General features: G+C 61.3%; 9 protein-coding genes and 1 pseudogene. 5 read left to right on the top strand and 5 right to left on the bottom strand.

Translation table 11 applies throughout. The annotated features are described in order from the left end of the window. Window positions 1-71: 71 nt before the first annotated feature. From L1249_RS17695 to L1249_RS12565, 3 genes and pseudogenes are all read right to left on the bottom strand, one after another. Window positions 72-425 (bottom strand): annotated as a pseudogene (locus L1249_RS17695) (Clp protease N-terminal domain-containing protein); the annotation flags it as partial. 15 nt (window positions 426-440) lie between these two features. Further along, window positions 441-803, bottom strand: coding sequence for a hypothetical protein (locus L1249_RS17700; protein ID WP_442908436.1), 363 nt, complete (start codon window positions 801-803; stop codon window positions 441-443). A gap of 95 nt (window positions 804-898) precedes the next feature. Continuing rightward, window positions 899-1,468, bottom strand: coding sequence for an Hsp20/alpha crystallin family protein (locus tag L1249_RS12565; protein WP_011786806.1), 570 nt, complete (start codon window positions 1,466-1,468; stop codon window positions 899-901). Window positions 1,469-1,872: 404 nt separating this feature from the next. Here L1249_RS12565 and L1249_RS12575 point away from each other — a divergent pair, with 404 nt between their 5' ends. From L1249_RS12575 to L1249_RS12595, 5 genes are all read left to right on the top strand, one after another. After that, the gene (locus L1249_RS12575) at window positions 1,873-2,061 is read left to right on the top strand and encodes a hypothetical protein (RefSeq protein WP_044630468.1); all 189 of its coding nucleotides are present in this window, start codon (window positions 1,873-1,875) and stop codon (window positions 2,059-2,061) included. Window positions 2,062-2,243: 182 nt separating this feature from the next. Beyond that, window positions 2,244-5,792 carry a DEAD/DEAH box helicase gene (locus L1249_RS12580; RefSeq protein WP_058577852.1) on the top strand — a complete coding sequence of 1,183 codons (3,549 nt, stop codon included), beginning with the start codon at window positions 2,244-2,246 and terminating at the stop codon, window positions 5,790-5,792. Window positions 5,793-6,656: 864 nt separating this feature from the next. After that, window positions 6,657-7,472: an IS701 family transposase gene (locus tag L1249_RS12585; protein WP_052509971.1), complete on the top strand. Its 816-nt coding sequence runs from the start codon at window positions 6,657-6,659 to the stop codon at window positions 7,470-7,472. Between the two features lie 142 nt (window positions 7,473-7,614). Next, complete coding sequence (gene thpD, locus L1249_RS12590; RefSeq protein WP_054645159.1) at window positions 7,615-8,598, top strand: ectoine hydroxylase; 984 nt, start codon at window positions 7,615-7,617, stop codon at window positions 8,596-8,598. 127 nt (window positions 8,599-8,725) lie between these two features. Further along, window positions 8,726-9,391, top strand: a complete 666-nt coding sequence (locus L1249_RS12595; protein ID WP_044630473.1) for a fumarylacetoacetate hydrolase family protein — start codon at window positions 8,726-8,728, stop codon at window positions 9,389-9,391. A gap of 88 nt (window positions 9,392-9,479) precedes the next feature. Here L1249_RS12595 and speA read toward each other — a convergent pair whose 3' ends face one another. Both speA and L1249_RS12605 read right to left on the bottom strand, forming a co-directional pair. Continuing rightward, the gene (gene speA / locus L1249_RS12600) at window positions 9,480-11,402 is read right to left on the bottom strand and encodes a biosynthetic arginine decarboxylase (RefSeq protein ID WP_044630135.1); all 1,923 of its coding nucleotides are present in this window, start codon (window positions 11,400-11,402) and stop codon (window positions 9,480-9,482) included. Beyond that, the gene (locus tag L1249_RS12605) at window positions 11,399-12,358 is read right to left on the bottom strand and encodes a homoserine kinase (protein ID WP_044630136.1); all 960 of its coding nucleotides are present in this window, start codon (window positions 12,356-12,358) and stop codon (window positions 11,399-11,401) included. The genes speA and L1249_RS12605 overlap by 4 nt, the downstream gene beginning before the upstream one ends. Window positions 12,359-12,489: the final 131 nt, after the last annotated feature.

Below are 12,489 nucleotides of genomic sequence, written 5' to 3' on the forward strand. Positions count from 1 at the left end.
TACTTGTCGAGCTCAGGTGTGTTGGTCGGCGCCTCAGCGCGACCGTCCTCGGCCCCCTTACCGACCACCTTGCTCACCTGTTGACGCAGCGCCTGCGGTGTGAGGCCGTAACGGCGCAGCAGGTTGGCGGCCAAGCCTTCGCCTTCCTCGGCCAGCCCGATCAGGAAATGCTCCGGGCCGACATAGGAGTGGCTGAGTTCGTTGGATGCCACGAAAGCGCGGCTGAGTGCGTCCTTGACGCGGGGCGACACGCCGATTTCGCCCTCGAACGGCTTCTCGCCACGCTTGGCTTCGGATTCGATTTGCCGCTTGAGGTCATCGACCTTGATCTTGAATTGCCCCAGGATGGTCTTCACCACGTCGCTGTCGGCGAGCGCCAACAGCAGGTGTTCGGTATCGACTTCAGGGCGGCCAAATTCGGCGGCATGTTTGGCGGCCTCCTACAACAAAGCCTCGGACTGTTCGCTGATACGGCTGGCCAGCCCACTGCCGCGCCTGCGCGTTGTACCCGTAGCAGCCGGGGCGGGTTCGCCAAACGAGGCATCGACGACCTCGTCGGTATCGGTTGCCATGGACGGTGCGTCGTCACCGATGCGGAAGAAGTCGCTGCCAAGGAAGTCTTCGAACAGCCCGCTGCGCGAGCCGAACAAGGCTTCCAGCGGTGAGACGGTGCGCTTTTGCTGGCGCACCAGTTGGCGATAGTGATCGTCACACAACTGCATAGTGCTGTGGCGACCATTGAGATTGGTTTCCACCCGCACCGTGGCGGGTTGGCCGCAGACTCGGCATTGTTTTCTGGCCATGCTGATGCTCCTTAAGAGGACTGATTTGACGAGACGCCGAAGGTAACGGCGCCTCGATCTTCACCTGGTTTTTTCGGAGGACGAGCCGATCGGCGTCAGCCGTTGATCGGGATCGAGCGGCCCTGCTTAGGCGCACTGGCCTCGCGCTTGTCCATCGTGATCGTGAGCACGCCGTTCTTGAATGCGGCCTTGATCGATTCCTGGTTGGCGTTGTCAGGCAGGTTCAGGACACGCTGGAAACTGCCGTAGGAGCGTTCGACGCGATGGAAGCCACCCTCCTTCTTTTCCTGCTCCTGGCGCTTCTCGCCCCGTACCATCAGCACGTCGTTGTCGAGCGTGATCTGGATATCCTTTTCCTCGACGCCGGGAACCTCCAAGGAAATCTTGTATTGCTTGTCGGTTTCCTGAATGTCAAGTACCGGCTTCAGCATGCCCGGCAAGTCCGACGGCCATCGCGGCATGGCCTGCGCTGGAAAACCGAAGCCTCGAAACGCATCGTCAAAGAGGCGGTCGATCTCGCGATGCAATTGCAGGATGGGACTGACGGGACCGCCTGCTACCGGCAGGTCATTGCGCTGCACGGGCAGCGAGGCAGCGCTCTGTTGTTCTTCCTGTTCTTTCTTGAACCAGTTCCAGGGAGCCAATTTCTTGAAATCAATGTCCATGTCACACCTCCAGAAGAAAAGTTGAAGAATCTCGCTCACTCCGTTTGCCTGCGGCTATGGATAGCGCTCACAGGCAACACGGGATGTTTCGCTGCCTTCGGCTGCTCATCTGTACGTATCACCTCCTTCTTTCTGCCTGCTTGGGTCTGATCATTGATCCATCGATCGATTTCACTTTGATGAAACCGCCATGCCCCCCACAATTTCCGCCTTCGTGCAGCCTCAATCGAGGGTTTTCTTCAAGACTTTGCAAAATATTGTGGCTAACATGCAGGAAGTCAAGAGTCAACACCTCGCGATCTGCTGGGCGATTGATGTGAGTCAATCGTAAGCAACCAGGAAACAAATCGGCGTTGCAGTCGCGCAGGCTGGTGACCACGTAGCGGGTGTTGAAGCCACGCTCGATGGCGCTGCTCTTTCAGGCGGTCTACCTGACGCTGCACGAGGTGCGCGAGGAGATTCCTAATCGGCCGCTCTATCGCCTGGGCTTCCTCAACCAGGAGGTGGAGATGAAGAGTCTCAACGAGGCACTGCTGCCGGTGCTGGGGCTGCCGGGTCTGCTCAGGGAGAGGGGCGGGCCCTCGCGCAGCTAAAAGCCAAAGGTTACGCCGACAAGTACCGCGACCGGGGCATGCCGATCTACCTGCTGGGCGTGGAGTTCTCGAAGGAGCAGAGCCAGGTCGTGGCCTTCGAGGTGGAGGAGGCGCGGCAACGATGGGCGTGGGGGATCGTGGTAGCATTATGTTCCCTGTAACATCGACCTCAAGGAGCCAATATGTCGGAGCGTTATCCTGAAGACCCTGCCCTGGATCTGTACTTGGCTCTGATGGAAGTGGATTGGCCGACCGTCTTCGATGCCGCCACCCTATCGCGTGGGTTGGGCTATGCCCACAAGGGGCGTGTGCATGATGGGCTCGACCTGCAGGTCGGCAGTGACATGCTGGGAATCTTCGGGCGCGTTGCCGGTAGCCGCAAGCAGGCCTACATGACCCGGGTTTACCTTGACCCAAGGGGGCTCGAGAAAGGGCTCTTTACCCTCTGCAATTGCCCGGTCGGTGTTCGCTGCAAGCATGCCGTGGCGCTGATCGAGACCTTCATGAATCAGATGGGCGAGGAGGGCTTCGCCTCGCCGGAGGAAAGCCTCGAGCCGTCTCCCGGTTCGCCCCCTGCGCCACCGCTTGCCAAGCGCTCGTCGTCGGCCGAACTGGCGTCGGCCAAGCGCGAGCGCCTGAAGCGCGACTGGGAAGCGTGGCTGAAGCGGGCGGATCGGCCTGCCTTGCAGGAGGAACCAGAAGGGCGGCGCGTCGGCGATGAGTATCGCCTCGCCCTGTTTCTGAGCGCGCCCGGTGCCTATCGTGAGCCGGTGCTGCGGGTGGTGCCGGTGTGGGTGCGTCCGTCGCGCCAGAGCCATCGCCACTCGGGGTGGGTGGCGCCACGGATCATCGAGGCGGCCTCCGACCTGGTGCCAGTGCCCGAGGGTGGTTGGCCTGCGGCCCAGGAGGAGGCCCTGACACTGCTTTTGCACGGCCCTCAGGAGTCCACTTTGATATCAGGTCAGATGCGCCGTGCGGCGGTCATCGACCAGCCACTGCAGGGGCGGGCGCTGTGGAATCTGCTTGAAGGCGATGAGCTCCCACTGCTGTTCCATGAAAAGCAGACGGGCCCCGTTCTTGAACTGGGCCCTGCCGGGCAGCTGGCGCCTCGCTGGCAGGCGGATGAAGAGGGGGTACAGCATCTGGCGCTGGATACGCAGCCAGAAGGATTGCTCTCGCAAACGGCGCTTGTGCTGCGTAGTGGGCGCGAGTTGTGCTACCTGGACGTTGAGCAGGGCTTGTTCGGCCGCCTGGCCGGTAGTCCCGAGTGGCTTAAAAGGGTGGCGCAGGCGCCGCCGCTACCCCCCGAGATGAGTGGCTGGTTGAGTGAGCGCCTGGGTGAGGCGCCGGCACTGGCCGAGACATTGCCGGCGCCGCATCAGGTCGAGGAGCGCCAGCTGGATGATGTGGTGCCGCGGCTCAAGGTCACCATGCAGGTAGCCGCAGGTCAGCTGGGCTTTCGTGACGGTGCACCTCTGCCGCGCTGGGTGGAAGTCGGTGCGGCGGTGGTGGGGCTTGACTATGCTGGTATCGAGGTGGTCCCGGAGCCCGGCGACTGGGTGCAGGGGTACCGTGATGGCCAGCGACTCAAGATCAAGCGCGATGCCGAGGCGGAGTTGGCGCTGGTGCGCGGGCTGCCATCGGGCATGATCACCCTGGAGTGGCTGCGCGAGGCCGAGCTGGTGCCGGCCTATCTGAAGCTGCCTGACTGGTCGCTGCTGCTGCCGAATGCCGAGGGTCCTCCGGCCACGATCCTCGAATGGTCGACCCACCTGGCCGGCCCCGATGAGTGGTGGGAGATGATCGCCCGGCTGCGCCAGGCGGGTTGCCTGGTTCACTTCAGCGACGACTTTCCCGAAGAACCCACCTATGTGGAGCCGGACGATTGGTACGGCGAGCTGGAGCCGGCCGGCAACGGCTGGTTCGACCTGGCGCTGGATATCGAGGTGGAGGGCGAACGCCTCAACCTGCTGCCGATCCTGCGCCGCCTGTTTCGGGATCCCGGCTTTCCGCTGGAGCCGGCCGCTGATGAACCAGAGGACGCCAGCTGGACGCTGGCCCTGCCGGAGAATCGCCGCCTGGTGATGCCGCTCTCGCGCCTGCGCTCGCTGATGGCGCCCATCCTCGACTGGTTGAATGATGAGAGCGACCCCGAGGCGGCGGTGCGCCTGCCGGTGACCGCCGCCGAGAAGGTAGCGCCCCTGGCCGAGCACGAGTGCTGGGCGGGACGAGACGACGTGACCAAACTGGCCCGGCGCCTGCGCGAGCTGCCCGCCAGCCTGCCGGCACCGCCGGGCTTAGTTGGCGAGCTGCGTGACTACCAGGCCCGAGGCATCGCCTGGATGCGCTTTCTCTCCGAGCTGGGCACCGGCGGCATCCTGGCCGACGATATGGGCCTGGGCAAGACCGTCCAGGTATTGGCTCATGTGCTCGATGAGCGCGCCCGCGGGGCGCTGACCGGCCCGACCCTGGTGGTGGCGCCCACCAGCCTGGTGGGCAACTGGTGCGCCGAGGCTGAACGCTTCGCCCCCGAGCTCAACGTCGTCGCCCTGCAGGGGGGGAAGGCTCAGCGCGAGCGCCAGTTCGAGGAGGCGCTTCCCGGTGCCGACCTCGCGGTGACCACCTATGCGTTGCTGATCCGCGATCTCGAACGCCTGCGCGAGCACGACTTCGGCCTGCTGGTGCTTGACGAGGCCCAGGCGATCAAGAATGCCGCCAGCCAGACCGCGCGGGCGGTGCGCGAGCTCAATGTGGCCCGCGCCATCGCCATGACCGGTACGCCACTGGAAAACCACCTGGGTGAGCTGTGGGCGCAGCTCGATGCCGTGGCCCCGGGCGCCCTGGGCAGCCAGCAGTGGTTCGGTCAGCGCTTTCGCACCCCCATCGAGAAAGAGGGCGACGTCGAGCTGCGCCAGCGGCTCTCCCGGCGCATCGCTCCGCTGATGCTGCGCCGGACCAAGCAACAGGTGCTCGCCGAGCTGCCGGAGAAGACCGAGACCCGTCGCGAGGTCACCCTGAGCGGCGCCCAGCGCGAGCTCTACGAGAGCCTGCGCCTGGCCCAGCACCAGCGGGTGCAGCAGGCGGTGGCCGAGCGCGGCCTGGCCGCTTCCGGCATCGTGATGCTCGATGCGCTGCTCAAGCTGCGCCAGGTGTGCTGCGACCCGCGGTTGGTCAAACTGGAGAGTGTGCGCAAGACCAAGCGCTCGGCCAAGCTGGAGCAACTGCGCGAACTGGTGGGGCCCTTGGTGGAGGAGGGGAGGCGCATCCTGATCTTCTCCCAGTTCACTGAGATGCTCACGCTGATCGGTGAGGCGCTGGAGAAGGACGGCATCCCCTTCACCACCCTGACCGGCGACACGCCGGGCAAGACCCGCACGCAGCGGGTGGCGCTGTTTCAGCAGGGCGAGATCCCGGTATTTCTGATCAGCCTCAAGGCCGGCGGTACGGGCCTGAACCTCACCGCCGCGGACACCGTGATCCACTACGATCCCTGGTGGAATCCGGCGGTGGAGGCCCAGGCCACCGGCCGCGCCCACCGCATGGGCCAGCAGAACCCGGTGTTCGTCTATAAGCTGGTATGCGCCGGCACCGTGGAGGAGCGCATCCTCGACCTGCAGGCGCGCAAGGCCGATCTCGCCGCCTCGATCCTTGAGGGTGGCGCCGAGCACAAGAGCGACGGCCCGCTATTCGACGAGGAGGATCTGGCGCTGCTCTTTGCGCCGGTAGTGTAGTGAGATGGGTTAAGAAAAAATCCCCCTCTGGTTGTTGGCTGAAGATTTTCCTGCTGAAGTGAACGAAATACCTCGCTTCCTGAGCATGAAGATGAAAAACGTTGGTGATGTGCACCTTCATGGGCACCTGGCGCTGGGCGTCCTGCCGCCGGAGCGAGCGCCTGCCGATGACGATCTCCTCTCGCATCTGTTGTTTGCTCTGAAGCATGAGGGCGTGGGCCTGGCCATTCTTTCCGAGACGCTCCCTTATCTCTCGGTCGAATCGCTAGTTGCGGCACTGGAGGCCTTGACTGGTTTGGTGGCGGTATTGGTCTGGGGAAGAGGTATACGAAGAGGTATACGGAGCACAGCCCCGTTATAGCTATTGCTCGCGGCGGTTCTCGTGCAGCTGCTGAGCTGGTCAATGATGGCGGGGCAGCACACGCCATACCCTGATGTTCTGGGGCCTCGCACTTCTGGGGCTGATGCTGGTGGTCTCGGTGGGTGAGTATGGCATTGCTCACTGGCGTCAGGCTTTCGATAACCCGCGATTTCGGCCCGACTTTGGTGTAATGAATGCCCCGCATCCTGCGATGTTCTTCGGAGCAACAATGTTGGCGGGCGTGAGCTTCGCTGCGCGTTGCTGGCGTTCGGGGAGGTGGGCGTGGACTCGGCACTTGGGCTGGCTGAGTGTCAATGGCTTCCTGACCGAACACGCCAGTATGGCCACCTACACAATACTACACTAGAGGTTCTGGTTGCCTATGGCGTGTTGGGTCTTAGTGTGATGATCGTGCTTGGGGCTTAGGTTGGTCTAGTACTACAGTCGTAACTGAATAAGCTACAATGCATGTGGTTGATATGGAAGCGATTACAGGGTGAAGGATGCAAGAACTGGATCTTTCTGTCTCAGCATTGTTGGATGACCTGGCAGAGCGGTTAGGCCCGCTCTTTCCGCGTTCGGAAACGCGCGCTCGAGCTCTACGTTACATCCAGGGGCTGCTCAGCCAGTGTGAACGTAAGAATAGCTGGCATCTTGCCGAATGGCTCGGCGATGCCACCCCAGATGGGGTACAGTACCTGTTGGATCGTGCCCGCTGGGATGCGGACGTAGCACGCGATATTCTCCGCCAATGGGTCATCGATACGCTGGGCTCGCCTAAGGGTGTCCTAGTCCTGGACGAGACCGGCTTTACCAAGAAAGGCCAGCACTCGGCCGGCGTGCAACGCCAGTACAGTGGCACCGCTGGCCGTATCGAAAATAGTCAGATCGGGGTCTTTCTTCTCTACGCTAGCCCGGCGGGACATGCCTTCCTGGATCGCGCCCTGTACTTGCCCAAATCCTGGACACTGGACCGCGAGCGTTGTCGGCGTGCGGGCATCCCTGATGACGTCGAATTTGCCAGCAAACCCGAGCTCGCTCGCCGGATGCTGGAGTGCGCGATGGATCAGGACATACCGGCCGCCTGGGTGACGGGGGATAGCGTCTATGACGGTAACCGCAGCCTGCGTCTGTGGCTGGAGGAGCGCTCACAACCCTTTGTTTTAGAAGTGGCTTGTAACGAATCCTTGTGGTGGCAGAGCTTCCACTACACGCGAGCGGACGAGATCGCAGCGGCATTGCCGGATGACGCATGGCAGACCCTATCCGCTGGCTCAGGCAGCAAGGGCGAACGCTGGTTTTGCGATAGTCAGAGATGAGGAGGTGAATGTCATAACCCACGTTATGAAAGGAGCCATCCTAGGTTGCAAGCGCAGAAAGGTTCGCTACCCTATCTACTGCGCTGTGTTTCTAAATGAGACACGTTTTAACTGAAGTTTAATCATACAAGGAGTGGATTAGATGACAGTCAGCAATACACCGCTTAACCATGTGACCGCCCACAAACAGTATAGCGAGATGGCCGACGTGCCCACGGCGGGCAATGCCAGGGTGGTAGACGCTTATCCCACACGCTTGGCCCAAGCCCCTGCATCACTCACACAGCCCCGCCAGGATGGCGTCGTAAAAGGGCGTGCGCTACCGGGACCGCTGAGTGAGGCTCAGCTCGATGAGTTCGAACGCAAGGGATATTTGTTCATTCCCAATTTGATCGATGGCGAAGAGCTGGAGGCGCTTCGCAAAGAGATGAATGCCCTGCTGAGCAACGACGCCTATCGCGATAAGGCGTTCAGCATCACCGAGCCAGAAAGCCATGAGATTCGCTCACTATTTGCCGTGCATCGCCTTTCTGAGCGATTAGGGGCGCTTGCCAGCGACGAGCGCGTGGCTGGTGCGGCTCGTCAGATCATCGGTGACGACCCCTACGTGCATCAGTCGCGTATCAACTACAAGCCGGGCTTTGCCGGTAAAGGCTTCAATTGGCACTCGGACTTCGAGACCTGGCACGCTGAAGATGGTATGCCCAACATGCACGCGGTCAGCGCCTCGCTGATTTTGACCGACAACCACGAGTTCAATGGCCCGCTGATGTTGATTCCGGGCTCGCATATGGAATTCGTGCCTTGCCAGGGAGAAACGCCGGAAGACAACCACAAGCGCTCGTTGAAAGCGCAGGAAGTGGGCGTGCCGAGCCCAGAGGCGTTGACACACTTGGTCGATAAATACGGCATCGATGCCCCCAAAGGGAAAGCTGGCGGGCTGCTGTTGTTCGATTGCAACACGCTGCATGCGTCCAACGCCAACCTCTCGCCGGATCCGCGCAGCAACGTGTTCTTCGTGTTCAATCGGCCCGATAACCGCTGCGTTGCCCCGTTTGCCGCGCCTAAACAGCGTCCTTCGTTCTTGGCGCATGGGCCTGAGGAGAGCGGGTATCCCGAGGCATAAGCGATCCAGATACTCCTGCAATTCGGAAATACGCGGTCGATACTGTGGAACATGGGCATGGCTGGGGTAGACTAATGCGCCTGTCGTTGCGAATACGGCACGCATAACGAGAAGGAGAAGACCCGCCATGCGTTTTGTTCCACAGTTTACCGATGGTCAGGAGTTTCCCCACGCGCTGGGCAAGGTCATCTGTGTCGGCCGCAACTATGCCGAACATGCCAAAGAGCTGGATAACCCGGTTCCCAGTGAGCCGCTGCTGTTCATCAAGCCCGCCACTAGCGTGGTGGACTTAACCAAGCCTCTCGACCCGCCATTTTCGCGAGGCGATGTTCATTATGAAGTCGAGCTGGCGCTACTGGTAGGGGAGACCCTCACCCACGCCACGCAAGATGAAGCCGAGCGTGCCATTGCAGGCATTGGCCTTGCGATGGATTTAACCCTGCGCGATGTGCAAACCAAGTTAAAAGAGAAAGGCCACCCTTGGGAAATCGCCAAGGCCTTTGATGGCGCCTGCCCGCTGTCGCCTTTCTTGCCGCTGAGCCGCGTGCCTAACTGGAACGCGCTGACCTTCACCCTAGAAATCGACGGTGAAGAGCGCCAGCACGGCGAAGGCGCGGATATGATTTTTGCTATTCCCACGCTGGTGGCAGAAATGAGCCGTCACTTCACCCTGGAGCCAGGCGATGTGATTTTGACCGGCACGCCTGCCGGAGTCGGCGAGCTACCCCGCGGCGCGGCGCTACGCTTAACGCTGACTGGCGGCCTGGAGATTTCGACCAGCGTCGTTGAGTAACGACCTGCTCACGGGTTCAGCACGCAAAACAAAGGCCACCGATACGCTCGGTGGCCTTTTTTGTGAAACGCGTTAAGCCGGTGAAGGGTTACTCCAGGTAGGTGTAGCCCTCTAGGCCTTCGGTCAGGCTAGCGGCAAAGTGCGCCTGCTCTTCCGGAGAGAAACCGCTTGTGACCAGCTGCTCGGTGAGCTTCTGTTTCAGTACGCAGGCATCGAAATTCACGTAGGCCAATACGTTGGCCACCGAATCCCCCGCCTGCGGGTTAGAGAGCACCCACTCGCCATCTTCACCTAGCGCTGCATCCACCGAATCGGTATCGCCGAACAGGTTGTGCAGGTCGCCAAGAATCTCCTGGTAGGCGCCCACCAGGAAGAAGCCTAACCAGCGCTCGTCGTCATTGGCCCACTCAGGCAGCGGCAGGGTGGTTTCTACCCCTTGGCCATCCACATAGCTATCGATACGGCCATCAGAGTCGCAGGTGATGTCCTGGATCACCGCACGGCGGGTGGGCGCTTTGTCCAGCCCACTGAGTGGTAGCACGGGGAAAATCTGCTCGATGCCCCACACGTCTGGCACTGACTGGAACAGCGAGAAATTGACGAACAGCTTGTCGGCCAATTTTTCGGCCAGCTCGTCCATGATTTCCCGGTGCGCGCGGTTGCGGGTATCCAGCTTTCCACGCAGGCGCGTGCAGGCGGCCATGTAGAGGCGCTCGCCTTCGGCGCGGGCGTTGATGCTGCTCAGACCCAGAACGAAACGGTCGTGTAGCTCGCTAACTGCCTGCAACAGGTCGTGCCACGCCTCGACCAGCACCCGCGGTTCTTGGGTCTCGGCCAACTGGTCGAACACCCGCCACAGCTCTTCTACCTGTGGATCTTCTTCCTGGGTTGTGCGCTCTGGCGGCGTGTCGTTGACGCGCTCTTCACCAATGACATTGGTGATCAGCACTGCATGGTGGGCGGTGAGCGAACGGCCGGACTCACTGATCAGGTGCGGTTGGGGCAGGTCAGCCTCCTGGCAGAGCTGGGAGAACGCGTTGACCACGTTGCGGGCGTACTCCTGCATGGAGTAGTTCGCCGAGCAGTAGCTGCGCGAGCGGGTGCCTTCGTAGTCGATCCCTAAGCCGCCGCCCACATCGACGGTGTCGATGGGCGCGCCCAGGCTCATCAGGTTTTGATAGAAGCGCGCGCACTCCCGCAGGCCGCGCTGAATATCGCGAATGTTGGCGATCTGCGAGCCTAGATGGAAGTGCACGAGCTGCAGGCTCGCCAGAGCATCCTGGGCGCGTAGGGTTTCGACCACTTCCAGAATCTGGCTGGCGGTGAGACCGAACTTCGACTTCTCACCGCCAGTATTCTGCCACTTGCCTTTACCCACCGAGGCTAGTCGCGCGCGCAGGCCAATGCGCGGGGTTACGTCCAGCTCGCGGGCCTCTTCTAAAATCAGCTCCAGTTCGGAGAGCTTCTCCACCACCAGATACACTTTGTGGCCGAGCTTCTCGCCCAGCAGCGCCAGGCGCACGTACTCGCGGTCTTTATAGCCATTGCAGACGATCAGTGACGAACCGCCGTCGGAGAGCGCCAGCACCGCCAGCAGTTCAGGCTTGCTGCCCGCTTCCAAGCCCACACGGCCATTACCCCGCTCAGAGGTAGCGAGAATCTCTTCTACCACCCGACGCTGCTGGTTCACCTTAATCGGGTAAACCGCGGTATAGCCGCCCTGGTAGTCCACGTCCTGCATGGCGGCGTCAAAGGCACCGCAAAGCTGTTCGACGCGATCGTGAAGAATATCGCTAAAGCGCACCAGCACCGGTAAGCGTAACCCCGCCGCCTGTAACTGACGGACTAACGCACTGATAGGCAGCGCCGGGCCTTCCGCATCGCTGCCCAGCGGGCGTACCAGGGCTTGGCCGTGGTCGTCGACATCAAAGTAACCGCTGCCCCACTGGTCCATGTTCCAAGTGCGGCGGGCACGCACGGCGGGGCTGCTGGTCGTTGCCATTTCACTCATGAAGATGCCTCTGGAATCGGGAGTGCGCCAAACGCGATGCGTGCTTTAAGAATCACGCGGAAGCGCTCGGGGTCGTGGGGAGTTAAGTCATGGGCCGGTGGGTCGACATACACCACCAGCAGCCGTGACAGCCAATAACGCAGTGCGGTCATACGCAGCATCGTCGGCCAAAGCGTGCGTTCGGATTCGGTCAGCGGGCGTCGCGCTTGATAGGCGCTTAAAATGGCGTTGTAACGCTCGGCGTTCAGCGAACCGTCCTCATTGGAGGCCCAGTCGTTGATCACGATGGCGAGATCAAACAGCAAGTCACCGGTGCAGCCGTTATAAAAATCGATAATACCGCCCAGGGCGTCGCCCTCGAACAGCGTGTTATCGCGGAACAAATCGCCATGCACTGCTCCTTGGGGAAGCTCGCCATGCTGGCTAAATTCGCTCTCGAAATCATCCACTGCGTTCTTCATCAGTGTTTGATCGTCAGGGCTGATGTAGGTGAGCACCTTATGGTGTACCGCCCGCAGCCAGTGCAGGTCACGGGGGTTGGGGCGATGCCCGGGAAAGTGCTGCGATACTTTATGCATCTGCCCAAGCGTGCTGCCCAGCGCTTGGCACTGGGCAAGGTTGGGGGCGCTGGGGTGCTTGCCCGGCAGGCGCGGGAACAGCAGCGCAGGCTTGCCCGCCAGGCTGTGCAGCGCCACGCCTTCGCGGTCATGAATAGTGCCGGGCACCGGTAAGCGGTGCTCGTCTAAGTAATCGAGCAACTCAACAAAAAACGGCAGCTCTTCGTGTTCGCCTTGCTCAAACAGGGTGAGCACCAGCTCGCGGCGGTCGGTGGTCACGAAAAACGTCGAGTTCTCCGTGCCGCCTGCCACGCCTTGAAGCGCAACAAAGCTGCCAACATCAAATTTTTCCAAAAACGCGGCGACCTGTGCGTCGCTAAGCGGGGTGAATACTGCCATGAGAATCTCGCCCAGGTTGCTAAGCCGATTATTGTAGCGGCTTGCCGCACGAGTTGGCAGCGTTGTGTGGTGAAGAGTAGCGAGTTTTAGGGCTCTTTTCTGCAGGCCCGGCGTTGAACGCGTATCATAGA

This window comes from Halomonas sp. Cn5-12 (genome assembly GCF_021532545.1).
GTDB classification, from domain to species: domain Bacteria; phylum Pseudomonadota; class Gammaproteobacteria; order Pseudomonadales; family Halomonadaceae; genus Vreelandella; species Vreelandella aquamarina.

Bases quoted from the DNA above. Each gene is read 5' to 3' on its own strand.
- L1249_RS12575 (WP_044630468.1), top strand. From the start codon at position 1,873: ATGGCGCTGCTCTTTCAGGCGGTCTACCTGACGCTGCACGAGGTGCGC.
- L1249_RS12595 (WP_044630473.1), top strand. From the start codon at position 8,726: ATGCGTTTTGTTCCACAGTTTACCGATGGTCAGGAGTTTCCCCACGCG.
- L1249_RS12605 (WP_044630136.1), bottom strand. From the start codon at position 12,358: ATGGCAGTATTCACCCCGCTTAGCGACGCACAGGTCGCCGCGTTTTTG.
- thpD (WP_054645159.1), top strand. From the start codon at position 7,615: ATGACAGTCAGCAATACACCGCTTAACCATGTGACCGCCCACAAACAG.
- L1249_RS17700 (WP_442908436.1), bottom strand. From the start codon at position 803: ATGGCCAGAAAACAATGCCGAGTCTGCGGCCAACCCGCCACGGTGCGG.
- L1249_RS12565 (WP_011786806.1), bottom strand. From the start codon at position 1,468: ATGGACATTGATTTCAAGAAATTGGCTCCCTGGAACTGGTTCAAGAAA.
- L1249_RS12585 (WP_052509971.1), top strand. From the start codon at position 6,657: ATGCAAGAACTGGATCTTTCTGTCTCAGCATTGTTGGATGACCTGGCA.
- speA (WP_044630135.1), bottom strand. From the start codon at position 11,402: ATGAGTGAAATGGCAACGACCAGCAGCCCCGCCGTGCGTGCCCGCCGC.
- L1249_RS12580 (WP_058577852.1), top strand. From the start codon at position 2,244: ATGTCGGAGCGTTATCCTGAAGACCCTGCCCTGGATCTGTACTTGGCT.